Genomic DNA, 23,765 nt, shown 5'->3' with positions numbered 1-23,765 from the left:
AACAAAGGAAACGCACTCTATGTCCTATTTATTGCCTGCCGAATTTGCCACCAAGATGGTCGATGCTGGCGAAGCCAAGCTGCATATGTCTACCCGCGATGCGCTGATTCGCGCCTTTATGGCGGGAGCCATTTTGGCCATTGCGGCGGTGTTTGCGGTGACCGTGGCGGTGCAAACCGGCTACCCGATTATTGGTGCGATTCTGTTTCCGGTGGGCTTCTCGATACTCTATCTAATGGGCTTTGACCTGCTGACCGGGGTATTTGTGTTAACGCCGCTGGCGTGGCTGGATAAACGGCCTGGGGTGACGATTAATCGTATTCTCAAGCACTGGGGCATTGTGTTTATCGGTAATTTTGGTGGGGCATTAACGGTCGCCTTTCTCATGGCGATTGTGTTCACCTACGGCTTTAGCACCGAACCCAGCGAAGTAGGGCGGGTGATCGGCGAAGTGGGAGAGGGGCGCACCGTCGGTTATAAAGAGTATGGCGCTGGCGGCATGGCGACGATTTTTATTCGCGGCATACTGTGCAACTGGATGGTGTCGCTGGGGGTAGTGGGGGCAATGATCTCAACCACGGTGAGCGGTAAGGTGATTGCCATGTGGATGCCGATTATGCTGTTCTTCGGTATGGGCTTTGAGCACTCGGTGGTCAACATGTTCCTGTTCCCCTCCGGGTTGATGATGGGCGGTAACTTCTCGATTATGGATTACCTGATCTGGAACGAAATTCCGGTAGTGCTGGGTAACTTGATCGGTGGCTTGGCATTAACGGGGCTCACGCTCTACACCACTCACGTGCGTACCGCGCCGCAAAAAGCCCTATGATTTGATAGGTAGCCGTTTGTCATTGACCAAGCCTTCGCTGCGGCGGAGGCTTTTTTTAGGGGAAGCATAATGGCAGCGCTGACCATTTCGCTCGGCCAGCACTCTGATAAAGGGCGCAAGCCAAGCAATCAGGATTTTTATGGCGTTTACCTGCCCACTGAACCTCAGCGTTCTACTAAAGGCATTGCGATAGCCTTGGCGGATGGGATCAGCAGCAGCGAAGTGAGCCGCGAGGCTAGCGAGGCGGCAGTGGGCGGTTTTTTGACGGATTATTACGCTACCCCGGCGACCTGGACGGTCAAAACCTCTGCCCAACGAGTACTGCAGGCCACCAATGCGTGGCTTTACGCCCAAACCCGCCAGAGCCAGTATCGCTACAACCTGGACCGTGGCTATGTGTGTACCCTGAGCGCGATGGTGATTAAGTCCACCACCGCGCMCCTTTTCCATGTTGGCGATAGCCGTATCTATCAGCTCTCTGGCAATACGCTGGAGCCGTTAACTGAGGATCACCGCTTCTGGGCCTCGCGGGAAGTCAGCCACTTAAGCCGCGCCATGGGAGCCAGCCAGCATCTGGAGCTGGATTATCGCCCGGTATCGTTAAGTGCCGGTGATGTGTTTTTACTCGCCACTGATGGTGTTTATGAGTGGCTGACCAGTGCCGAAATGGTCGCGCTGATTCATGCCCACTGGGGCGATCTGGACGCGGCGGCCGAGGCACTGATCGCTGCTGCCCTCGATAACGGCAGCGATGACAACCTCACCGTACAGATTGTGCGCATTGATAGCCTGCCTGAACGTCACTCCAATGAGCTTTACGCGCCGTTAGGCGCGTTACCGCAGCCGCCTGAGTTGCGTGAGGGAAGCGAACTGGATGGCTACCGCATTGTGCGCCAGCTGCATGCCAGCAGCCGCAGCCATGTCTTTCTGGCGGAAGAGATAGAGAGTGGTGAAAAAGTCGCGCTAAAAACGCTTTCGACTGAGCTAAGCCAAGATCCGGCAAGCATTGAMCGGTTCGTGCGCGAGGAGTGGATTGCCCGGCGTATCAATAATGTGCACGTGCTTAAAGCGCCTGCCCAACAGCGGCCACGCCACTACCTGTATACCGTGCTGGCGTATATCGAAGGGCAAACCCTGACCCAGTGGATGCGCGACCATCCGGATGCCGATTTGGCCAGTGTGCGGCCCCTCGTCGAGCAGATCGCCAAGGGGCTGCGCGCCTTTCATCGCCTGGAAATGCTGCATCAGGATTTACGCCCTGACAACGTTATGATCGACACCCAAGGTACGGTAAAGCTGATCGATTTTGGCGCTGCCAAGGTGGCGGGGATCGCTGAAGAGGGCAGTGCGGCTAGCGACGATATCCTTGGCACCGCCCAGTACACCGCGCCAGAGTACTTTCTGGGCGAAGGGGGCTCGACCCTTTCGGATCAATACTCCCTGGCGGTGATCACTTATCAGATGCTAACCGGCACGCTGCCCTATGGCACCGAGGTGGCTAAAACCCGCACCCAGGCGGCGCAGCATAAGCTTGCCTACCAATCGGCGCTTAGCGAAAACCGTGAACTGCCCGCCTGGGTGGATGAGGTGCTCAAAAAGGCATTACATCCCACTCCCCACAAACGCTTTCCGGCGCTTTCGGAGTTTATCTTCGAGCTACGCTCGCCAAGCCCAGACATGCTGAAGCGCGCCCAGTTACCGCTGCTGGAACGTGATCCGGTGCTGTTCTGGAAAAGTGTATCGCTAGCGCTGGCTATTGTGGTGATTGCTCTGTTAGTGCGTTAATGATGGTGGGATGCAGTGTTATCAGCGCGCATCGTCAAAACGGTCAACCCGGCGCAAGGTTGGGAACAGCTTCATCCAGGCGCCGACCACCGCCAAAGTGCCCACGCCGCCAATAATGGCCGCAGGCACTACGCCAAACCCTGCTGCCATGCTGCCCGCGCGGAACTCGCCTAGCTCATTGCTGGAACCGATAAACAACATGTTGACGGCATTCACGCGGCCGCGCATCTCATCTGGGGTGGCAAGCTGAATCAGCGTCATGCGCACGTAGACGCTAATCATATCGGCGGCGCCCGCCACCAACATGGCTATCAGGGAGAGCCAAAAAATCGTTGAAACGGCGAACACCAGATTGGCAATGCCAAAAATCGCCACTGCCATAAACATTACCCACCCGGCGCGGCGCTGAATGCCGCGGATGCCTAAGTAGAGCCCCATTAGGAGGGCGCCCACCGCAATAGCGCTACGCAGCGCGCCTAACCCTTCCGGCCCAACGTGCAGCACTTCCTGGGCGTAGATAGGCAGTAGCGCCACGACGCCACCCAATAACACGGCAAACAGATCCAACGAAATGGCGCCCAAAATAATCGGCTGATGGCGGATGTAACGAATACCTGCGGTAAAGCGCTTTATGGCAGTGCTTTCCAGTATTTTGGCGGTTTCAGCGTAGCGAATGGGCACCGGGAGCAGCAGCACAAGTGCCGCAATAAAACAGCCTAAGCACACGCCGTAGGCAAGGCTGCCACCGCCTAACCCATACAGAATGCCGCCCAATAACGGGCCGGCGATCACGGCAATTTTCATGATAGAGCTATTCAAGGCAATCGCAGAGGCAAGCTGCGCCCGGGGCACAATATTGGGCAGCAAGCTTTGTAAGGCAGGACCGGTAAAGGCGCGTGCGGCACCAAACAGCGCCAGAACAGCGTAATAGCCGCCCACATTATGACTTTCATTCAGCGAAAGGGTCAGCAGCAGGGCGCTGCATAGCCCTTGCACCATCCAGCTAAGTTGCAAAATACGTTTGCGCGAGAAGCGATCAACGAAATCCCCTGCAGGTAGCAGCAATAGCACCATTGGCAGGAACTGCGCCAAACCCACATAGGCCAGTGCCATCGGGTCCCTGGTGATATCGTAAACCTGCCAAGCCACTACAATGGCCTGAATCTGCATGGCAAATACCGCGGCTAATCGCGACAGCAAAAAACTTAAAAAGCCTGATTGGCGGTGAAGCGGGAGTAAGGGCGCTTCGTCGCTGGCGGATGTTTCGTTAGCGAAGGTCATGGCGTCATCATGGTAAGAGTTTCAATAGCAAAGGGTTGAAGTGGTGCCGTAGCCACCCCATGTTAGTTAACACGCTATCAATAGAAAAGGATGTTAATGATGCAAAATGTGATGCCTAACCCCGGTTTTGGTACGTTTCGCCTGGAAGGCGATACGCTCAAACAGAGTATTCACGCGGCGCTTGAGGCCGGGTATCGCCACATCGACACGGCGCAGTTTTACGGTAACGAAACCGGTGTGGGTGAAGCAATTCGCGATAGCAGCATCCCGCGCAGCGATATTTTCCTAACCACCAAGGTGTGGTTCGATAAGCTAGAGCCCGCCACGCTGAAAGCCAGCGTGGACGAAAGTCTGCAGAAATTGGGCACTGATTATGTCGACTTGCTGTTAATCCACTGGCCGTCCCCTAAGGACGAAGTGCCAATGGTCGATTACCTGACGGCGCTTAAAGAAGTGAAAGCCGAGGGTAAGGCGCGCAACATTGGTATTTCCAACTTTACCTGCGCACAGGTGGACGAAGCGGTCAGCATTCTGGGCAAAGGTGAAATTCTCACCAACCAGATCGAGGTTCATCCTTTCTTACAGAACCGTAAACTGGTTGCTCACTGCGAGCAGCACGGTATTCAGATCACTGCGTTTATGCCACTGGCCGTGGGCAAAGTAATGGACGACCCGACCCTTAAGCAGATCGCCGAGGCGCATAACGTCACGCCCGCGCAAATTACCCTTGCTTGGGTAAAACAGCGCAATATGATTACCATTCCATCTTCCACTAAGGCGCGTAATATTCAAAGCAACATCGCCGCCTTTGATTTAGTCTTGAGCGAAAGCGAAATGGCTGAAATCGCCAAGCTGGATCGTAAAGAGCGTATTGCCAACCCGGAAATTGCGCCTGCCTGGGATGAGTAAGGGGAATGCATTACCAAGGCTTGAAACGCTAAACGATGGACGCTAATAGATGAACTTCAATTGATAGTGTGTGTCGTAGTGGATGCCTGCCAAGCAGGCATCTTTAAAAAAAGAACGGAGAAAACGATGAAACAGCGCAAGATAAAAGACAACGCTTTAAAAGCGCAGCTGCGGACGCCAATGTTTAAAATGCAGCAGCAAACCCCGAAAAAAGGTAAGGGCAGTTACTCTCGTAAAGGCCGGGTTACCGAGAAAGGAGTCAAGCAGGGATATAGCCAAGCCGCTTGAGCTTGCTTGTTTAAGCTAAGCCGTTTGAAATAAGCGATTTGGCTATATCTCTGTTATACCCTGAAACGATCGAACGCCCCGGCCACGTCCTGTGACCGGGGCGTTGGCTATGCCAAACTACTCCCGCAATGTGGACATTTTTCGTAGGCATCGCGGGTTTCAGCCTGATGGCGCTGGTTGCGTTGGCTTGGCTCCTCTACACCATGAATGGATACCAGTTGGCCCTGTTCCCAGCGTAAGCCGATATCTTTTAACAGGTGCGGATCGTGAAAGCGTGGGTCTTCATAAAAACGCCGCTGAGTGCGCGAGTGCTTTAACGCGTTGAGTAGCTTGCGAGTCATTGTTGCGATTGCCATGGGGTAGGTCTCCTGGGTTAGGAGGCCGGGCAACATCGCGATCAGGGAGTATCAAAGGTAACGATAAATCACATGGCCGCGACACCTGCCGCGGCCAATTTTCTCACTACATATCTGGCGCGCGACAACAATAAGTTGATACCGCATTATTAATAATGCGATACAGCTTATTCATTCGTGTCGCGGGGATTTGCCAGCGCATAATGAGGTTCTCTGAAAAGTCTTACTTTGAAAATCTGGTTAATAAAAAGAGCTACCTTTTTAAAGGCAGCCCTTATCTTTTAACCGATGTTTATGGGAGCGTCAAGTCTAATTAGCCACTTGTTCTATGTTGGTGGTTTGGCAGGTCTCCATGCGATACCCCGACTGGTAAACGCTGCGCAGACGCAGGCCATGACGACCATCCAACTCTAACTTTCGGCGTAGGCGGCTTACGTGGGTATCCACGGTGCGCGTCGAAACGTCCCCTTTGATGCCCCATACCAGCTCTAGCAAGTGCGCGCGGGTAATTAACTCACCAATTTTTGAGAAGAAGAGTGCAGCTAACCGATACTCACGTTCGGTTAAATCCACGGCGTTACCGGCCACGCTGATGTAATGCTCCTCGGTATGCAGGGTAAAGGTGTCGGGGCAGGTCAGCGCTGGGCGCGGTGTGGCATACCCTGAGCGCCTACCTAGTGCGCTTACTCTGGCAATAAGCTCACTGGGGCGAAGGGGTTTAGCGAGAAAGTCATCTGCGCCCTGTTCGAGTGCTTTCACGACGTCGTCTTCACCCTGACTGGCGGTAATAAACAGGATTGGCCCGCGCCAGCTGTCGTGTTGGCGCAGATGGGCAACAACATCCATACCGTCGCTGTCAGGGAGACGCCAATCGATAATCAGCAAATCAAAACTGTGTTGTTGTGTCGCGCGACGAAGCTCGCTAGCGCGAGTAAATAAAGAAACCTGGTGGCCTACCGTTAGTAAGCACTGCTCAATAAAGGCCTGCTGGTCGAGATCATCTTCAAGTACGCCAATATGCATAATGGTGATTTCCCTTATTGTCGTCTTATAAACGTCACACGCGTAGACGTGGAAAACTCATGCATAAAGTTTAGTTGATAATGATGCGTTGACACAAAGGTTTACAGTTCGCTCGCAGACGGCCGATATATACTCCTTGCACTTTCAATCGCTAATACTGAGGTGCAGCTTCATGCGTCGTTCTTTGGTTCTTAAATTTAGGACTTTTATCGTCGCGTTGAGCATTGCTCTGCCGTCGACTCATGCTATAGCCCTGGAAGCACCTGAAGGCCCGGTAATGTTAGTGGTGAGTGGTAAGGTTGGTCAGCCAAATGTGGGTGATGAAGCCCATTTTGATAAAGCGATGCTAGAGGCATTGGGGCAGCACGAAACGGTTACCCGTACGCCCTGGCACGATGGCTTGATGCGCTTCTCTGGCCCATTGGGGCGAGCTATCTTGGAAGCCGCCGGTGCCGAGGGGGCGAATGTTCGCGTAATAGCGTTGAATGAATACGCGGCGACAGTACCTCTCAGTGATTTTGAGCATTACGATGTCATTCTAGCCATGCAGGCAAACGGAGAAGTATTGCGAATTCGTGATCAGGGGCCACTATTTGTTATTTACCCCTTTGACAAGCATCCCGAGCTTCTAAATGAGGAGATATTCTCGCGCTCTGTGTGGCAGGTGGCGAGAATTGACATTGAATAATATAACCGAGTAGCTGTCATGCTGGCCTTTTTTAAGTTCTATTTTTCCCGTAGTACGAGGGTCGCTACATTCTCGGCGATCCTTTTTTTTCTTTCTGCGCTTACTACCGGTGGGGTTATTTATAACCGTCAGCATGAGCTGGAGAATCGGTTGCTCGAAAACTTATTATGGGCCGGGTATCAGTTTGATCGAGAGGTGCGCGAATTACGCCTATCGCTATTCGAAACGAGTACTGGGAAAGCTACGGTTGATGACGTGTTGCTGCGTTATGAAATCCTCTTCAGCCGACAGTCACTTTTTTTTCAAGGTGAAATAGGAAAAATCGTGGCGAAACTTGAAAATATTGAGGAGATCATTCGACAAACTCAAATCCGCATTTTAGAGATGGAAACCCTACTCGAAACGCTATGGGACAACCCTACCAATTTAAATAGCGCTTTAACGGCTACCCTCCTGCAGGAAGCGGGTGAGCTACAGCGGCTCACCGGTACCATTTTGGTCGAAACCAACGCCCATGTCTCCCATATGCATAGTGAGGAACACCGCACATTGACGCGCCTCTACGGATTGGTGCTGTTGCTTATTGTCCTGTTAATGTTGTCAGGCGGTATGCTGGTTCGCGCGCTGATTCTGGAACGTCGCTCAAGTGATCGCAAGGCTCAAGCGTTAGAAGCCAAGAGCCAAGAGTTAAATGAGGCTGCCAAGCAAGCAGAGAAAGCAAGTCTCGCAAAATCTGAGTTTATGGCCGTAATGAGTCATGAGATCCGTACCCCGTTGAATGGTGTAGTGGGTATGGCGGATTTGTTAAGCGAAGAGGTGAAAACACCCAACGCGGCGACGTATTTAGCCGCGCTAAAGCGCAGTGCGGAGAATTTGCGTGCGGTGATTAACGATATTCTTGATTACACCAAAATTGAGTCTGGACGTCTTGATCTGGACTGTCAGCCGTTTGACCTCCATCAGTGCATCGACCAGCTATGTGAAAGCTACACGCTGCGCGAGCCGAAGGCGAAGGTCACCTTTAGTTATACTATCGATCCTTTGCTACCGCGTTATGTGATGGGCGACATCGCACGGCTGCGTCAAGTCATCATGAACTTAATCAATAATGCGTTGAAGTTCACAGAAGAGGGCTTCGTTAAATGCCAAGTAAAGCCACTTGGAGACGACAATATCCTCGTCGAAGTTCACGATACCGGTTGTGGTATCGCTGACACGGATCATGCACAGCTGTTCTCGGCATTCTCCCAAGTGGATACCTCCATGGCGCGTAGGCATGAAGGTACAGGGCTTGGGCTGGCGATCTGTAAGCGCTTGGTCGAAGCCATGGGGGGGGAGATCGGGGTTAACAGCCAGCATGGGCTTGGCAGTCGGTTTTGGTTCTCCGTTAGCATGCCGGAAACCGAACTACTGACAGCTTACCAAGCCGGTGATAGCCAGCTCGCACTCACTGCTAAGCAGCATATTTTAGTGGTGGAGGATAACCCACTAAACCAAACGGTAGCACGGGTGATGCTGGAACGCCTTGGCCAGCAGGTGACCATCGCAGAGAACGGCTTGGAAGCACTTGACCAGCTTAAAGTAGACCATGGCAGGGTCGATTTGGTCTTAATGGATATGCAGATGCCTAAGCTGGATGGAACCGAAACCACCCAACGGTGGCGCGATTACGAAACCGTGCATCAGTTACCCCGGCTGCCGATTGTAGCGATGACTGCCAATGTGATGCCTGAGCACCGCGAACGCTGTATGCAAAGCGGTATGGACGATATGATCCATAAGCCCTTTACTCGGGATGAGCTGTACTTGGTGATCTGCCGCTATCTCTCTAATGCCGAAACCTTAGCGGCTGATAGCGTTCACGTTCACTCGTCTAATAGCTCCAAATCACTGGGTGACACCGCCGGCGCCGTTCAGGTGCTCGATAAGCGCCTTTGTGAAGAGCTGAAAAGCACCTTTGAGCCAAGAGCGCTGGAGGCACTGCTGACGACATTTTTAACGCGGCTTGGTGAGCGTAGTGCCCGTCTTAACGCCTACTGGCAATCAGAGGATCGTCCMGCCTTGTGCCAAGAGGCTCACTCMCTCAAGGGTGCTGCGTCTTCGCTCGGCTGTGCGGCGATTGCTGAACAAGCCAGCCAATTGGAGCAAGCGGCTTCAGACGCCCCGTTCAGCGAATTGGCTGTCTATCTGGAGCGTTTAGTGGCGCTGCATACCTCTACACAGCAAGCGTTGCAGCGGGCAAACATGCTCTCTTCTTGAGTCATCACGTCGGGCAGTGAACGTTCACACATCCAGGCATTAAAGGCAGCGGCGGTTAAAGGGCGAGAGAGAAAGTAACCTTGCCCAACCGGACACCCCGCTTCAGCGAGAAGAGCATGCTGCGCCGCTGTTTCTATACCTTCAGCGACCACGGTCAGTCCCAGTCGTTTGCCTAAGTCGATAATCGACGCTGTTATCACCAGTGCTTCTTTGTCCTGGTCGATCAGTGACACAAAGCTACGATCAATTTTGAGTTCGCTGAAAGGCAATCGATAGAGCTGAGTTAACGACGAGTGACCGGTGCCAAAATCATCTAACGCCAGTTGGCAACCGCGTTGCCGCAATGCTTTAAGCACATAGTTTGCGTAGCCCAAACACTCAACGCCGGCTGTTTCAGTGAGCTCCAGGGTAATCTTGCTAAGCACCGCATGGTGGCGTTGGGTAAGCTGATCAAACGCTTCCAGTACGCCTTCTGCTTGAATAAAGGCTGCTGGTATATTAATCGAGATGTTCAAGTGCCAGCCTTGCGCTTGCCACTGGGCTTGTTGCTGTAAGGCAAGCTCGATCACGTACCAGGTGAGTGAAMCCATCTGGTCACTCTGCTCGGCCAAGGGAATAAAGCTATCGGGGTACAGTACCCCGCGTTGGGGATCTTGCCAGCGTACCAGTGCTTCGGCCCCGATAACGTGGTTGTTTTGAAGGTCTATTTGGGGCTGATAGGCGAGAAACAGCTGGTTGTCCTGGATAGCCCTCGCCAATTCATCGCTTGTGGGGGCTTTGGGAGCTTTTTTTAATAGCTCAAGGAATGATGCTAGATCCGTGAATAGCTTGTCCTTAGCTAGAAAACCGAGCATGTGAAAACCCATTGTCTTACCCGCTGTAATCGCCAGCGCGGCGGTTTCTTGTGAACAACTGCTAATAAATAGGATTGACGCCTTTATACGCAAATCGTACAGGTAGTCGAGTATATCTAGGCCCGTAAACTCGCCCAATCCGAAATCAAGTAAAATAAGCTCCGCATTGAGTAGCGCAGGCTGGCGCACTAACTCTCCAAGGCTACCTGCCGTTAGTACCTCATAGCCGTGTTGACTGAGCAGTGTCTTGCCGAGCAGTCGAACATCCGGATCATCATCAATAATTAACGCATTCGACAGCATAGAGGTTCCTTTGATGACCCTTACTATTGGCTATTGGCTATTGGCTATTGGCTATTGGTTATCGCGTGGCGCGGTGGCTGGAAAAGCGCATGCCTTGAAAGCAAATGGTTAAACCCCTAGGGCCTTATCAAGACCCTAGGGAGAGAGAAGCCGAGAATACTTAGAAGGACTCCCACTCGGGTGGCTGGGTGCTCACCAAACGACGCGGAGCGGCAGGCGTAGTCGAGGGCTTATTAACCATTGAGGAAGGCGCTATTTTGCCAAAAAGGGCTTGTTCATCGCTATTACTGAGTTTGAAGGCGCCCACTAGAGTGCTCAACCGGTTCGCTTGATCACTGAGTTCAGCGGCGGCAGCGCTGGTCTCTTCAACCATGGAGGCATTGTGCTGGGTCATGCTGTCCAGCTCATTGACCGCGTCGTTGACTTGGCCTATACCCACGCTCTGCTCTTTAGCACCGGCACTAATTTCAGCAATCACGTCAGCCACACGTTCGATGCTTTTTACCATCTCCTGCATGGTGTTGCCGGTTTGCTTAACTTGGTCGACGCCGGATTTTGTGCGGCTTAACGACGTATTGATCAGCGTAGCTATACTCTTTGAGGCATCACTGGAACGGCTGGCCAATATACGTACTTCCTGAGCCACCACTGCAAAGCCCCGACCGTGTTCCCCGGCTCGTGCGGCTTCTACAGACGCATTCAGCGCCAGGATGTTGGTTTGAAACGCGATACTATCAATCAGGCTAACGATATTGCTGATTTCAGCTGAAGAGTCGTTAATGGTATCCATGGTCTGCTCGACGCTATGCATGGAGTGTAAGCCCTGTTGTGCGAGCTCCTTGGTTGAAAGTGCTAGTTGATCAGCTTGTTGGGCAGAGTCAGAGGCGTTGTTAACCACCGCTGCAATTTCTTCCATAGAAGCAGAGGTTTGCTGTAAATTCGCAGCGGCTTGTTCAGTGCGTGCCGAAAGTTCCTGGCTGCCTTTGGCAATTTCCGTTGAGGCATGCTGGAGGCTAACTGTACTGTTGCTAACTGACTGTAGCGTATCGTCAATGCGCTTAATAAAGCCATTAAACTGCTGAGCGAGTTCACCAATTTCATCGCGACGTTGGCTCTCAATACGGGCAGTTAAATCACCATCACCCTCGGTGATTTCTTTGATACGTCTACTAATTTGGCGAATAGCCCGGGACATCATTAATGGGCCTAGTAGAGCAATAAGCGTCGCTGCAATAAAGATGATTAATGCAACGATAATAGTGGATGTTTGCTGAACTTGGATTCTATCAACTACCGCTGCTTCCGCTTGATAAGTGGCTGTCTCAATATTTATTCCCGATACATCATATATATCACGTAGTGCATTAAAGTCGTCTAATGATGAACCAGAAAGCATCGTTAATGCTGCTGCGGTATTGCCGTTTTGGTGCAGCTCAAAAACACGCGTTGCCTCTTGTTTCCAATCGTTATACAGCGTTTCAAAGTTAGCTAGTTGCGTGGTTAACTCAGGATAGTTCTGCATCAGTTCGGCATAGAGGCCCATGCGTTCATAAGCCTGCTGAGCATTCTCTTCAAAGTCGGCAATAAGCGCAGATGCTCGCTCGGAGCTGGGGTCGGATAGCAGATATTCGATCTCAGCAACGCGTGCTTGATAAAGGTCTCGGTCGCCGTTGAGTGTGGCTGAAGTGGCCGGAATATAGTTGGTGATAAATGTATCTAAACGCTTCTTGACCATATTAACCAGCAGTGCATCGGCAACCACAATAACCAATAGTGCTAACGCAACGCTAATAAAGGCAAGAGCATACTTAACTTTTATCTGATGAAGACGGTTCATATGTGCCACTCCTGTAGTGTCAAACCATGAGAGCACATTACCCTTAAAGTATTAGAAAGGTCGATAGCTTTGTAACGCTTGTGACTTTTGTTCACGTTCCACGTTTTAATTAGCGGTGTAACGATTTAAACATGATTGTAATAAGAATTGTTTATGTTTAAGTGTTTATTTATAACCTGCCGCTTGTAGTTGAAATAGTTTCGCATAATGGCCAGCCGTGGCCAGGAGTTCTTCATGGGTGCCGCGTTCAATAATATGTCCTTGATCAATAACCAGAATGAGATCAGCACTGCGTACTGTGGAAAAACGGTGGGAGATCAATATCGCCATCTTATCGCGACTATGCTCGCGAAAGCGGGCGAATATCTCGGCTTCTGCGGCCGCATCCATGGCGGCGGTGGGTTCATCCAGCACCAAGATGTCAGCGTTTTCGCGCATATAAGCCCTTGAGAGGGCAATTTTTTGCCACTGGCCGCCGGAGAGCTCCTGACCATTTTTAAACCAGCGGCCTAGCTGCGTTTGGTAGCCGCTGGCCATGCGGGTAATAAACTCATCGGCCATACCGTGTTGGGCGGCGCGTTGCCAGCGCTGTTCGTCGTTAAAGGCGTGGGTATCGCCAACGCCCAGGTTTTCGCCCACCTGTAGTTGATAACGCACAAAATCTTGAAAGATCACGCCGGTGCGCTCACGCAGTGCTTGAGTGCTCCACTCCCGTAGGTCGCTGCCATCTAACAGAATCCGCCCCTGGGTAGGGTGATAGAGACGTGTTAGCAGTTTGATAAGGGTAGTCTTGCCTGAGCCGTTTTCGCCGACTAAAGCCAAGCTTTGACCAGGGCATAGATGCAGCGAGATATCGTGAAGAACATCGGCACCGCCGGGGTAGGAGAAGCTAACATGTTCGAAACGGAGTCCGTCGCCGGGCAGTGTACCCTGGGTGAGCGTACCGTCCCCGCCCTCCACCGGCTGCTCCAGATACTCMTAAAGATTGGAGAGGTAGAGGTTATCTTCGTACATACCACTAATGGCCGTCAGGCTGGCGGAGAGCGCTGCTTGACCCTGTTTAAAAACCATTAGGTACATGGTCATTTGACCCAGGGTAAGCGCTCCGGCAATCGTTTCAATCACTACCCAAGCGTAAGCAGCGTAGAAGGTTAAGGTGCCCAGCAAACCGAGTAGAAACCCCCAGCTTTCACGGCGTAACGTTAAGCGGCGGTCTTCGGCAAATAGCTGGGTAAAGATATCTCGATAGCGTTTGAGAAATAGCCTTTCAAGGCCAAACAGTTTGACCTCTTTAATGCTGTCTTCCCTTGCCAGCACCGTTTCTAAATAGATCTGCATACGGGTTTGCGGTGAGCGCCAGCGGAACAACCGAAAGGCATCGCCCGAAAATTTGGCTTCCGAGATAAATACTGGCAGGGCGCCTGCCACCAAGATCAGCAGCGCCCAAGGGGAAAACTGCACTAGCAGCACCCCGAAGCTGCCTAGTGAGATAGCGTTTTGCAGCAGTCCAAAGGTTTTATTCACCAGGGCAAGGGGGCGCGTAGAGGCTTCACGGCGTGCGCGCGTGAGTTGGTCGTAAAGCTCTGAATCCTCAAATTGGCTAAGTGACAGCTGGCCGGCTTTCTCCAGAATCATCACATTGACCTTCTGCCCCAGTAGCGCGCGCAACAAAGACTGCTGGGCCGAAAGGCCGCGCTGGGCAAGGGCGATGAGCGCAATAATAACGGCTTCAATACCCACTAGTTTTAGCACTGGCGTAATGGACACCAGCAGGTTGGGGTCAGTGGCTGCTTGGTGAGCCTCCATCGCGCTCACCACCCCGTCTACAATTAACTGGCCCACCCAGGCGGCCACGGCAGGCAGAACCCCGGCGACCAGGGTACACAGCGCTAAGCCCAGCATCATCCAGCGGGAGGTTTCCCAGACCAAGCCCAGGGCACGGCGACTATAGCGAAAGACGCCAAAAAAACCGCTCACAGGCGAAGAAGAGGTAGTTTCAGAAGGAGGCATAAAATGACGGGCGATTACCTAGCATAAGGGAACTGCCATGATGCGGGGATTGAGTAAGGATAGCTAGATAACAACCGCCGGTTGCCTTCAACGGCAACGCGGCGGATAACGTTTAGTGGGGCAGGATCTTGCCAGATAAACGACTTACCAAGGCAATACTGCCCCATCGGTGCGCGGCTCGGTGCCACCTTGCAGTACACCTGTATCAGGGGCGCGCAGAATGATTTGGCCACGGCCAAAACTGATGGAATCAGCAACTTTGACGATGTCGTGGCCGCGGCGGGCCAGCGCCAGGGCTAAGTGGTTGGGGAAGTCGGCTTCGACTTCAATGGTTTTGCCTTTGGTCCACTTCCAGCGTGGCATATCGAGCGCTGCCTGAGGGTTGAGCTGATCTTCAAGCATGGCCGTGACTACCTGCACATGACCCTGGGGCTGCATATAGCCGCCCATCACACCAAAAGGCCCAACGGCTTGATTATCTTTGGTGATAAAGCCTGGAATGATGGTGTGATAAGTGCGTTTGCCTGGCGCCAAGGCATTAGGATGCTGCGGATCAAGCGAGAACGACCAGCCACGGTTTTGCAGGCTGATGCCAGTGCCGGGCACTACCATGCCCGAACCAAAGCCTTTAAAGTTGCTTTGAATGAATGACACCATATTGCCTTCATCATCTGCGGTTGCCAGGTAAACGGTGCCCCCCTTGATTGGGTTGCCGTGTACGGGGTCAACGGCCTGCTCGTTGATCAGTGAGGCACGAGATTTTAAGTACTCATCGTCAAGCATCTGCGCAATGCTTGGGCGCATGGCGTCGAGATCGGTAATGTGGGCAAAGCCATCGACATAGGCCAGTTTGGTAGCTTCAATACGACGGTGCAGGATTTCGACCTGATCGCCTCCCGCTTCGCCCAGGTGCTCCAGCATCCCCAATGCTTGTAGTGCAATCATGCCGCTGCCATTGGGTGGGATTTCCCAAATGTCGTGGCCTTTGTAGCGCACGCTAATCGGGTCAACCCACTCTGGCTGATAAGCGGCCAGGTCTTCTTTGCGTAACAAGCCGCCATGCTCCCTGGAAAAAGCGTCAATGGCCTCGGCCAACTCGCCCTCGTAAAAGGCTTTGGCGTGGGTATCAGCAATCGCTTTTAGGCTTTTTGCATGGCCTTCAGATCGCCATAGATCGCCTGCTTCCGGTGCTCGTCCTTCGGGGGCGAAAGTATCAAACCAGGGTTTGAAGGCAGTCTCGTCGTAAGCCGAGTAGGTGTTGAAAGCTTCTTTCCACATCTGATGAATCACGGGAGATACCGGGAAGCCCTCATCGGCCAATGCAATCGCAGGCGCTAACAACGTTGCAAACGGCAGCTTACCGAAGCGCTCAGACAGCGCCGCCCAGGCAGCCGGGGCGCCAGGCACTGTGACAGGCAGCATGCCGTGATTAGGAATAGCGTCGTGGCCAAGTGCTTTAAGTGCTTCAATAGTGGCTGCTTGTGGGGCAGGGCCGCTGGCGTTGAGGCCATGTAGCTTGCCGTCGACCCAGACAATGGCAAAGGCGTCGCTGCCGATTCCATTAGAGGTCGGTTCAACCACGGTTAATGCAGCTGCCGTAGCAATGGCAGCGTCAATCGCATTGCCGCCTTGCTGCAATATGCTAATGCCCACCTGGGCGGCTAGCGGTTGTGAGGTCGCCACCATGCCACGCTTACCGAAGGTTGCCATTCGGCGCGAGGCGCTGGGGTAGTAGAGTGCGTCTTGTTGCATAACAGTTTCCTATTAAAAGAATGTTGTTGACTAAACTTATTTACGCATCAAATGTTCTCTTGCTGACTGGCGCTCTTTAAGCGCTGAATTTTACGATCTTGATAGAGCGAAAATAGAATAGAAGCGACAGCTAATGCTAAGAAAAGCGCAGAGAGAGGCCGAGTTAAGAACGTTAACCAGCTTTCATTAAGTTCTAAGGCCCGGAATAGTTGGCGCTCAAGATTGTCGCCAAGCACTACGCCAAGTATCAGCGGGGTGAGCGGTACTTCCGCCTTCCAGAGCAGGTAGCCGATGATTCCGAAAATGAATAGCACCCAGATATCAAACAGGTTGTTATTCAAGGCGTAGGCGCCAATGGCACACAGCATTAGCACCACGGGGACGAGGATCTGTTGGGGGATCAGCGATATTTTGGCAAACCAGCGCACCAGCAGTAGGTTGCAAAGTACCATGACAACCGCGCCAATCAGCAGGCTGGCATAAATGGCGCCGACCAATACCGGATTTTGTTCAAACATCATTGGCCCTGGCGTAATGCCATGCAGAATCAGTACCCCCATCATGATCGCCATAGGCAAATCGCCGGGTATCCCCAGCGCCAGTGTGGGCACAAAAGCGCCACCCGCCACCGCGCTATTTGAGGCTTCAGATGCCACGATGCCACTCGGGGTGCCGGTGCCAAACTCTTCAGGATGTCGAGAGAATTTCTTAGCCTGGTCGTAACTCAAGAAGTTCGCCACGGTGCCACCCGTGCCAGGTAGCGCGCCCACCAAGCTGCCAATTAAAGAAGAACGCAGCGTATTGAGCTTTTGCCCCGCCATATCTTTGAGTATTTGGCCGTAGGGAATCGTTACATTGGTATCGATTTTTTGGGCACCGCTCTTCTCATCTTTTAGCTTTTCGATATTGCCCAGTAGTTGTGAGAACGCAAAAATACCAATCATCACCGGTAGGATTTCAAACCCTGAACCTAGTGCGGGTAGGCCAAAATCAAAGCGCAGATTGCTGTTGCGGTCATAGCCCACAGTAGTGATTAAAAGCCCTAAAGCCGCGGCCATCAGGCCTTTGAGTAGTGCACCGCTGGAGAGCCCCGCCACAAGCGTTAGGGCGAACACAATCAGTGCGGTGATCTCCCACGGACGAAAGTTCATGCTAAAGCTGGCAATCAGCGGCCCGAAAAAGACGAGCACCGCCACGCTGATCAAGGTGCCTAAAAACGAAGCTGCAACACCAATCCCCAATGCACGGCCAGGCTCGCCTTTCTGCGCCATGGGGTAGCCATCATAAACAGTAGTGATGGAGGAGGGAGKGCCGGGGATGCCGAGCATTACGCCCGATACAATTCCTCCTGAGTAGCCGCCCACAAACACACCGACCATCAACGAGACCCCACTCACCGGATCCATCGCAAAAGTGAAAGGGAAGACCACCAGGATGGCCATGGTGACGGTGAAACCAGGAATGCTGCCGCCAATAATCCCAAACAGCACTCCGATAACGATCAGGCCCAAAACCGATGGCGTGCCGACCTCCGCGAGCGCCTGGAGGAAAAAGTTAGTCATTATTTACTCCACAGGTTAAGGCAGCCATACATTCAGGCCGAAGCGGAAAACCACAAAAATCACCAGCGTCAGGGTGAAACTGAGAGTGAGATTAATGATCCACTTGCGTCGTGTATTGGTGCCCATCAACAGGGCAAGAGAGGCGACTAAGAAACCTATCGTGGCCGCGATATAACCCACTAAGGGGAGTAACGCGGCATAAAGTCCAAACAGTAGGAATAGCGCGACTATAGTGCGTCGGCTCTTAAACCAATCTGTGAGAAGCTGTTTTGCGCCCGCACGCTCAGGCACTTTTACTAATAATGAGCGCACCAAAATCATTAACGACAGCCCCCCGATCACTACCAATAAAATGCGTGGGAACAGCGCCGACCCATAGGGCTGCCAACTGGTAGGAGGCGCAATGCTGCCTGATTCCATCCACATGACGGCCACAATCAAGAGCAGTACCAGCGCCAAGGCGCGGTCTTTCGTTAGTGTAAGCATTAGCGATGCCTCCGGATGGCTCTAGCCCAAGTAGCTAGCCCAAGTAGCTACGAGGGCTAGAGGGATGCGTCCTCAGTTCTGGAAATCGATGTTTTCGGCAGCAGCAGAGAGGGCCGCTTCGTTGTCATCCAAGAACGCTTGATAATCATCACCCGCTAGAAATCTCACCACAGAGCCAAATTCATTCTCGATACGGCTTTGTACCTCTTCATTCTCAAGAGCCTGCTCGTATGCATCAGCGATGGTGTCGAGAACTTCTTGAGGTGTGCCTTTGGGAGCAAAAATACCACGGCTAGTGGAGTGATCCATCTCAATGCCTTGTTCGCGCAGGGTGGCCACATCCGGCATGCTATCGAGACGCTCCGGATGAGCGATGCCTAGAGCGCGGAAGGTGCCGTCCTCAAAGAACGCGCCGCCCGAGGGAAGGTTGAACATTGCGAAATCAACCTCCTCCGCCATTAGAGCCGATACCTGCTCTCCGGTATCTGGGTAACCCACTAAGCGTACATCTGCCATATCGATGCCCGTTTCCTGGAAGAACTGCGCCCAGAAGAAGTGGTCAGTGGAGCTGGGGATCATGCTGAAACGCACTTGGCCTGGGTTTTCGCGAACAAAGTCAGCTATTTCGTCGGCGCTCTGCACAGGATGATTGGCATGGGCGGTGGGAATATTGATGGTTTGGGTGAGCAGTGCGATGGGTTCGAAGGCATCAAATGAGTAGTCGACGGKGCCCGCTAGTTTTGAAAGCGCAATGGTGTCGTGGCTGCCCAGCAGCGTGTAGCCGTCGGGGTCAGCATCTTTTACGTTACGTGACCCTAATGTTGCCCCTGCACCCGCCATATTGACCGGAACGATGGACTCTCCAAGGCTCTTTTCGGCTTCCTGAGAAATCAGCCGGAAGAGTATGTCAGTTGCTCCCCCCGGGCCGTACGGGATGATCAAGCGTACATCCTGCTCAGGATAGTCAGCTTGTACCGTGGTGGTGAACGCCATACTAGACGCAAGTCCGATGGCAGCTAATGTAGTGCTTAGAGTAAATGTTGAACGCGTCATTCTTATACACCTTTATAGATTAGGGTTGGTGTTGTGGGATGCCGCCTTTACTGCGGCGACGTTGTGAGCGCGTGGTCCCGTTGTCGGGTTCTTGTTGTCTTGCAAAAGCACCTGCAAGTGGGTGTTAGCCGAGAAGTAAGGCTCCATAAACCAGGGCGCCCATGACCACAAAGGCGGGATGTGTTTTGAAGCGAATCAGTGCAATAGCCGCCACTACACCAATAACCAGCGTGTGGATAGCACCGCTGTTGTCGAGGCTTTCGAGCAGAAACCCCAAGGTCAGCCAGGCCATCATCATGGCGATAACTGGGCGAACCCACTGGCTCATGCGCTTAACGCGGGGTGAGTCACGGTGGCGGTACAGCAGCCCCAGTGCGCCTAGCATCAAGAGCAATGTGGGGATCACGGTGGCGGCCACGGCGATGAAAGCGCCACCAGCCCCGGCTACTTCATAGCCCACATAGCCTGCCATTTTGGTGGCGATGGGGCTGGGTAGCGCATTGCCTAAGGCTAATGTTTCAGMAAAGGCCTGGGACGTCATCCAGCCATAGCGGCCCACCACCTCGGCCTCAATCAGTGGGATAATCGCTGGGCCACCGCCGTAACCAATAATGTTAGGGATAAAAAACGCTAAAAAGAGATCCCAATAAATCATGCGCGCCCCTCCGCTTTTTTAGTTCCCGAAGGTTTAGTGCCTGAGGGGCGTAGCAGGGCGGCAACGAGAATGGCGCCAATCACCCAGCCAGGGTGAATACCAAGCCAGTAAATTAGCCCAGCGGCCACGATTGCCATTATGGCGCTTGCCAGCCAGCCTAAGGCAGCCTGGGATTTATCAAAAAAATCCCACGTGAGCTGTGCCATCATAACCATGACCACGGGCACGACCGCTTGGCCCATACCGCGAATCCATGCCACATCGCGGTAGCGGCTGAAAATGCCTAACATAACAATCATCGCCACGATCATTGGCACGATGATGGCAATAACGGCGGCGATACAGCCGATTACGCCGCCTACGCGGTAGCCAATGTAGCCGGGCATTTTGGTCGCAATAGGGCCGGGTAAGGTATTGCCAATCGCCAGCACATCGGCAAACTCTTCATCAGTAAGCCAGTGGTGGCGGGTGACGACTTCGGCGCGCACTAAAGGAATCATGGCTGGACCGCCGCCGAAACCAAAAATGCCGATACGGAAAAAGGCCCAGAACAGTTGCCAGGTAACGGCGGGTGGTTTCATGGACGCATATCCCGTAAAGCCGATGAGGAGATTAAAAGCATACCCGAGCCTTATTTATCGTTTGTAGATTAAAAAATCGATTATCTTGTCTAAAATAGAATATAGGTAGTGCTCGATCCGACGTCAACAGTGGATACGGAATGGACAGCGGGAGCTGAGATGCATAAAGGACATCGTCATGAATAATTCTTTACCTAAGTCAGCAGGGCCAGCTGGGCTAGCCGGGACAGCATCAAGCCGTGTATTTGATAATTTGCGCAAAGATTTAGTCGGCGGGCGTTTTGTTGCCGGCGAAAAGCTCGCGATCAATGCGCTTAAAGATCGCTATCAGGTCGGTTTAAGCCCGTTACGTGAAGCGCTCAATAAACTGGCGGCCTATGGATTGCTGGTGCAGGAGAACCAGCGCGGCTTTCGGGTGCCGAAGTTGTCGCGTGATGAGCTGGACGATATTGCTCAGATGCGCTTGGAAATGGAGGGAATGGCGCTCGAGCGGGCTATCGCTAACGGCGACTCGCTTTGGGAGGCCGATTTGTTGGCCGCCGCGCATCGCCTGAAACGGGCCGATATTACCTTGGATAAAGGCGAGGAGTGGGAGCATCTGCATACCCAGTTTCACCGTACGTTGGTGGCGCCGTGTGGGTCGGTCTGGTTACTACGCTTTATTGAGCAGTTGCATGATCAATTTGACCGCTACCGGCGTCTGGGCCCAAAAATGCCGACGATTCGCCAGGAGCTGGATGAACAGCATCATCAACTCGTGGAGCTGGCACTGCAGCGTGATGCTAAAATGGCGCGAGAATTAATGGATGACCATATTCATAAATCTTACGAAGTCGCCCTGAAGCGTTACCAAGAGCACGTATAGTGCGTAAAGAAGCATTAGTCACACACATTAGCTGTTAACCATTGATAAACTGCCGCCCGCGGTGTGTTGGCTATCAGCCGACCTAATGGAGTAAAGAGGGTGCTATGCACGCAGACAACCAAATAGTGGTGCAAACCCTGAACTGGGTGCGCACCTTCATTGTAGCGCATGATATTTGCCCGTTCGCTCAGCGGGAGCTCTCGCGCGAAGCTGTCCGCGTTGAGGTCGTGCGCTCCAAGAAAATCGAAGTGGCGCTTGAGGAGTTAATGGTCGAGGTGCAGTGGCTGGACGAGCACCCAGCAACAGAAACCACGCTGCTGGTATTTCCAACGCTGTTCAAAAGCTTTGATCACTATCTGGATTTTGTTGAGCTGGCCGAGAGCATCCTGGTCGACCAGGGGTATGAAGGGATCTATCAGCTCGCTACCTTCCATCCCGATTACTGTTTTGACGGTGCTGAGCCGGATGACGCCGCTAACTATACCAACCGCTCCCCCTATGCCATGGTGCATCTGCTGCGCGAAGAGAGCGTCGAAAAAGCGATTGAGTTTTACGGCGATACCGACGCTATCCCTAAGCGCAATATTGCTAAGTTAACGGCAATGGGCAGCGAAGCCGCTGAGCAGCAGTTGCAGCACTGTTTTGATATGAAGGACTAGCGTTTGAGCTTTATGGCCTGGGTTTGAAATTAAAAGGGCTCAGGCTTGTGAATCACTAGCTGGTGCTTACCTTTGCTTTTGGCTGCGTACAGGGCGCTATCCGCAAGTTTTAGCACCGTCTCAATATGCAAACCGTGGTGCGGCCACCAAGCAGCGCCCAAGCTACAGCCCACGTGAGCGCGCTTATTTTCGGGTAATAAAATCGGTTGAGCGATAGCAGTAAGTAAACGCCTACTAACCTCGTGAGTAAGCATTTCCAGGTGTTCTGGCTTGGTTTTAAGTACCATGACGAATTCATCGCCACCCAGGCGTGCCACCACATCGCCACTGCGCAGAGCGTTTTTCAGCCGCTGAGTGACTTCAATGAGCAGCAGATCCCCGGCGTGGTGGCCGAGCTCATCGTTGACCTGTTTGAAACCATCCAGGTCGATGTACATCACCACCATGCTTTGCTGGTTTCTTTCAGCCTCTGGGATGGCCAGCTGCAGGTATTGATTAAGAAACGAACGGTTAGGCAGGCCTGTTAGCGGGTCGGTATTGGCTAAATCCTCCAAACGATGGATCGTTTGCCGTTGATCCAGCAAGCGGCTAACCATGTTACGCATAGAGGTCGATAGGCGTTTCATTTCAGGAGAGCCGCTTTCCGGGGGAATACAATCGGCGTGCTCACCCTCCTGTATTTGATCGGCGGCCCTGGCTAAGCGGGYGAGAGGAGCCACCATTCGAGAGGCAATCACCCAACCAATCATTGCAAATAGCAGCGCCAGTAGAATGCCTATGCCCATAATGGCTGCCTGAAGCTGCTCTACAGGGGCAAAGGCTGATGCGACGGGGTTACGGGTAATGGCTATCCATCCCAATCCAGGAAAGTCCTCAAAGCCACTGCTGCGCGCATAGCCGGTGACAAATTTCTCGCCATTGGGCCAGGTTTCAATGGCCCATTGTGGCGATGTATTGGTAGGGCTAGGTAGGTGTTCAAGGCTGCCTAACGGTTTTCCCATCAGTGCCTCTGGCCCGAGCAGTACGGTACCATTGGCTGAAAGTAGTAGTATTTCGTTATCTTGCCGCTGCTTAGCGGGCGAAAACATGGATTGCTGAATATATTCGGCCCACTCCCAACTCAAATGTACCGCCAGAACGCCCTGGAGTTCCTCATTGCGGTCATACACTGGAGTGGCAATATCGACAAATTTAAGCTCTTCGCCGCTGGGGTTAGGCAGTAGTTGAGCGAGTAGCACTGCTTCATGAACATCGCCTATCCAGAGTGCCTCGCGTCCTTCAATAAATACGGGCCTTTGCGCTATCGAAACGCCTTCTAAAATTCCTCCAGTAGCTGCTTGAACAGTACCTTCTGGGTCGGTAAAGCCAATCCACGAAACGACGTTGTGGTTGTCTTGCAGGCGCTCTAGCTGCTCCCGTAGAGCGCTAGTAGTGGTGTCATTAGTGAGCGCCTGCATACCTAATAGGAGTTTTACCTCTTTGATGCGTGCGTCCATGCTGCGATCCAGCTTATCCACCATTTGATAGGCGGCTTCAGAGGCTGCATTACCAATATTGGCTTCCATTTGCTGTGCTGATTCACGCGATGCCACCCAGCCCAGTAGCAGCGTCGTGGCAAACACCAATGTGGCAATCAGGGCAATAAACCGAGAGCGCAACGAGAAGCGTGAAAACAACCAAGTATCAACAGACATAATTTGCCATTACATAGGAAAGGAGTGACTTACTTA

The 23,765-nt window shown here is 52.7% G+C and carries 21 protein-coding genes; 8 read left to right on the top strand and 13 right to left on the bottom strand.

Annotation, left to right across the window (positions count from 1 at the left end):
- Positions 1 to 19 precede the first annotated feature (19 nt).
- Both HALO_RS18070 and HALO_RS18065 read left to right on the top strand, forming a co-directional pair.
- Positions 20 to 829 carry a formate/nitrite transporter family protein gene (locus HALO_RS18070; protein ID WP_008957727.1) on the top strand — a complete coding sequence of 270 codons (810 nt, stop codon included), beginning with the start codon at positions 20 to 22 and terminating at the stop codon, positions 827 to 829.
- A 69-nt stretch (positions 830 to 898) separates the two neighbouring features.
- Positions 899 to 2,614 (top strand): bifunctional protein-serine/threonine kinase/phosphatase, encoded by a 1,716-nt coding sequence (locus tag HALO_RS18065; protein WP_050713799.1) that lies wholly within the window; start codon positions 899 to 901, stop codon positions 2,612 to 2,614.
- Positions 2,615 to 2,635: 21 nt separating this feature from the next.
- Here HALO_RS18065 and HALO_RS18060 read toward each other — a convergent pair whose 3' ends face one another.
- Entirely contained in the window at positions 2,636 to 3,895 is a 1,260-nt protein-coding gene (locus HALO_RS18060; RefSeq protein ID WP_035577165.1) for an MFS transporter, read from the bottom strand.
- A gap of 90 nt (positions 3,896 to 3,985) precedes the next feature.
- Here HALO_RS18060 and dkgB point away from each other — a divergent pair, with 90 nt between their 5' ends.
- Positions 3,986 to 4,804, top strand: coding sequence for a 2,5-didehydrogluconate reductase DkgB (dkgB, locus tag HALO_RS18055; protein WP_035577167.1), 819 nt, complete (start codon positions 3,986 to 3,988; stop codon positions 4,802 to 4,804).
- 126 nt (positions 4,805 to 4,930) lie between these two features.
- A complete protein-coding gene (gene arfA / locus HALO_RS18050) occupies positions 4,931 to 5,092 on the top strand; it encodes an alternative ribosome rescue factor ArfA (protein ID WP_081899030.1) in 162 nt (53 codons plus the stop codon).
- A gap of 107 nt (positions 5,093 to 5,199) precedes the next feature.
- Here arfA and HALO_RS18045 read toward each other — a convergent pair whose 3' ends face one another.
- Both HALO_RS18045 and HALO_RS18040 read right to left on the bottom strand, forming a co-directional pair.
- Entirely contained in the window at positions 5,200 to 5,448 is a 249-nt protein-coding gene (locus tag HALO_RS18045; RefSeq protein WP_035577169.1) for a hypothetical protein, read from the bottom strand.
- A gap of 309 nt (positions 5,449 to 5,757) precedes the next feature.
- Entirely contained in the window at positions 5,758 to 6,471 is a 714-nt protein-coding gene (locus HALO_RS18040; protein WP_035577172.1) for a response regulator transcription factor, read from the bottom strand.
- A 172-nt stretch (positions 6,472 to 6,643) separates the two neighbouring features.
- On the opposite strand from HALO_RS18040, the gene HALO_RS18035 reads away from it, so the two are divergent.
- Both HALO_RS18035 and HALO_RS18030 read left to right on the top strand, forming a co-directional pair.
- On the top strand, positions 6,644 to 7,159 hold the full coding sequence (locus HALO_RS18035; protein ID WP_035577173.1) for a molybdopterin-dependent oxidoreductase: 516 nt from the start codon (positions 6,644 to 6,646) through the stop codon (positions 7,157 to 7,159).
- Positions 7,160 to 7,483: 324 nt separating this feature from the next.
- The gene (locus HALO_RS18030; RefSeq protein ID WP_231896746.1) at positions 7,484 to 9,418 is read left to right on the top strand and encodes an ATP-binding protein; all 1,935 of its coding nucleotides are present in this window, start codon (positions 7,484 to 7,486) and stop codon (positions 9,416 to 9,418) included.
- Here the strand turns inward: HALO_RS18030 and HALO_RS18025 are convergent.
- The 9 genes from HALO_RS18025 to HALO_RS17985 form a co-directional block, all read right to left on the bottom strand.
- Entirely contained in the window at positions 9,343 to 10,575 is a 1,233-nt protein-coding gene (locus tag HALO_RS18025) for an EAL domain-containing response regulator (protein ID WP_050713798.1), read from the bottom strand. The genes HALO_RS18030 and HALO_RS18025 overlap by 76 nt on opposite strands.
- Positions 10,576 to 10,735: 160 nt before the next feature.
- The gene (locus HALO_RS18020; RefSeq protein ID WP_035577177.1) at positions 10,736 to 12,412 is read right to left on the bottom strand and encodes a methyl-accepting chemotaxis protein; all 1,677 of its coding nucleotides are present in this window, start codon (positions 12,410 to 12,412) and stop codon (positions 10,736 to 10,738) included.
- 165 nt (positions 12,413 to 12,577) lie between these two features.
- The gene (locus tag HALO_RS18015) at positions 12,578 to 14,422 is read right to left on the bottom strand and encodes an ABC transporter ATP-binding protein (protein WP_050713797.1); all 1,845 of its coding nucleotides are present in this window, start codon (positions 14,420 to 14,422) and stop codon (positions 12,578 to 12,580) included.
- Between the two features lie 144 nt (positions 14,423 to 14,566).
- Complete coding sequence (locus HALO_RS18010; protein WP_035577181.1) at positions 14,567 to 16,174, bottom strand: gamma-glutamyltransferase family protein; 1,608 nt, start codon at positions 16,172 to 16,174, stop codon at positions 14,567 to 14,569.
- 47 nt (positions 16,175 to 16,221) lie between these two features.
- A complete protein-coding gene (locus tag HALO_RS18005; RefSeq protein WP_050713796.1) occupies positions 16,222 to 17,736 on the bottom strand; it encodes a tripartite tricarboxylate transporter permease in 1,515 nt (504 codons plus the stop codon).
- A gap of 15 nt (positions 17,737 to 17,751) precedes the next feature.
- A complete protein-coding gene (locus tag HALO_RS18000) occupies positions 17,752 to 18,222 on the bottom strand; it encodes a tripartite tricarboxylate transporter TctB family protein (protein WP_035577186.1) in 471 nt (156 codons plus the stop codon).
- Positions 18,223 to 18,294: 72 nt separating this feature from the next.
- On the bottom strand, positions 18,295 to 19,275 hold the full coding sequence (locus tag HALO_RS17995; protein ID WP_231896745.1) for a Bug family tripartite tricarboxylate transporter substrate binding protein: 981 nt from the start codon (positions 19,273 to 19,275) through the stop codon (positions 18,295 to 18,297).
- 124 nt (positions 19,276 to 19,399) lie between these two features.
- On the bottom strand, positions 19,400 to 19,930 hold the full coding sequence (locus tag HALO_RS17990; RefSeq protein ID WP_050713795.1) for a chromate transporter: 531 nt from the start codon (positions 19,928 to 19,930) through the stop codon (positions 19,400 to 19,402).
- The gene (locus tag HALO_RS17985) at positions 19,927 to 20,511 is read right to left on the bottom strand and encodes a chromate transporter (protein WP_035577190.1); all 585 of its coding nucleotides are present in this window, start codon (positions 20,509 to 20,511) and stop codon (positions 19,927 to 19,929) included. The genes HALO_RS17990 and HALO_RS17985 overlap by 4 nt, the downstream gene beginning before the upstream one ends.
- Before the next feature lie 178 nt (positions 20,512 to 20,689).
- Between HALO_RS17985 and HALO_RS17980 the strand changes: the two genes are divergently transcribed.
- Together HALO_RS17980 and HALO_RS17975 are read left to right on the top strand one after the other, a co-directional pair.
- Positions 20,690 to 21,376, top strand: a complete 687-nt coding sequence (locus HALO_RS17980) for a GntR family transcriptional regulator (protein WP_035577192.1) — start codon at positions 20,690 to 20,692, stop codon at positions 21,374 to 21,376.
- Between the two features lie 104 nt (positions 21,377 to 21,480).
- Positions 21,481 to 22,035 carry a DUF1415 domain-containing protein gene (locus HALO_RS17975; RefSeq protein ID WP_035577194.1) on the top strand — a complete coding sequence of 185 codons (555 nt, stop codon included), beginning with the start codon at positions 21,481 to 21,483 and terminating at the stop codon, positions 22,033 to 22,035.
- A 29-nt stretch (positions 22,036 to 22,064) separates the two neighbouring features.
- Here HALO_RS17975 and HALO_RS17970 read toward each other — a convergent pair whose 3' ends face one another.
- The gene (locus HALO_RS17970) at positions 22,065 to 23,729 is read right to left on the bottom strand and encodes a sensor domain-containing diguanylate cyclase (protein ID WP_050713794.1); all 1,665 of its coding nucleotides are present in this window, start codon (positions 23,727 to 23,729) and stop codon (positions 22,065 to 22,067) included.
- Between the last annotated feature and the right edge of the window lie 36 nt (positions 23,730 to 23,765).

Origin of the sequence: Halomonas sp. R57-5 (assembly GCF_900070345.1) — a bacterium.
Lineage (GTDB): Bacteria > Pseudomonadota > Gammaproteobacteria > Pseudomonadales > Halomonadaceae > Vreelandella > Vreelandella ventosae_B.
The sequence above is the reverse complement of the archived record's forward strand: the minus strand, read 5'-3'. Positions and strand labels throughout refer to the sequence as shown.

What these genes read in the sequence shown, in the direction of transcription:
- HALO_RS18020 (WP_035577177.1), bottom strand. Translation starts at nt 12,412, where the DNA reads ATGAACCGTCTTCATCAGATAAAAGTTAAGTATGCTCTTGCCTTTATT.
- arfA (WP_081899030.1), top strand. Translation starts at nt 4,931, where the DNA reads ATGAAACAGCGCAAGATAAAAGACAACGCTTTAAAAGCGCAGCTGCGG.
- HALO_RS17975 (WP_035577194.1), top strand. Translation starts at nt 21,481, where the DNA reads ATGCACGCAGACAACCAAATAGTGGTGCAAACCCTGAACTGGGTGCGC.
- HALO_RS18000 (WP_035577186.1), bottom strand. Translation starts at nt 18,222, where the DNA reads ATGCTTACACTAACGAAAGACCGCGCCTTGGCGCTGGTACTGCTCTTG.
- dkgB (WP_035577167.1), top strand. Translation starts at nt 3,986, where the DNA reads ATGTTAATGATGCAAAATGTGATGCCTAACCCCGGTTTTGGTACGTTT.
- HALO_RS18045 (WP_035577169.1), bottom strand. Translation starts at nt 5,448, where the DNA reads ATGGCAATCGCAACAATGACTCGCAAGCTACTCAACGCGTTAAAGCAC.
- HALO_RS18010 (WP_035577181.1), bottom strand. Translation starts at nt 16,174, where the DNA reads ATGCAACAAGACGCACTCTACTACCCCAGCGCCTCGCGCCGAATGGCA.
- HALO_RS18060 (WP_035577165.1), bottom strand. Translation starts at nt 3,895, where the DNA reads ATGACCTTCGCTAACGAAACATCCGCCAGCGACGAAGCGCCCTTACTC.
- HALO_RS18070 (WP_008957727.1), top strand. Translation starts at nt 20, where the DNA reads ATGTCCTATTTATTGCCTGCCGAATTTGCCACCAAGATGGTCGATGCT.
- HALO_RS18040 (WP_035577172.1), bottom strand. Translation starts at nt 6,471, where the DNA reads ATGCATATTGGCGTACTTGAAGATGATCTCGACCAGCAGGCCTTTATT.
- HALO_RS17985 (WP_035577190.1), bottom strand. Translation starts at nt 20,511, where the DNA reads ATGAAACCACCCGCCGTTACCTGGCAACTGTTCTGGGCCTTTTTCCGT.
- HALO_RS17980 (WP_035577192.1), top strand. Translation starts at nt 20,690, where the DNA reads ATGAATAATTCTTTACCTAAGTCAGCAGGGCCAGCTGGGCTAGCCGGG.
- HALO_RS18035 (WP_035577173.1), top strand. Translation starts at nt 6,644, where the DNA reads ATGCGTCGTTCTTTGGTTCTTAAATTTAGGACTTTTATCGTCGCGTTG.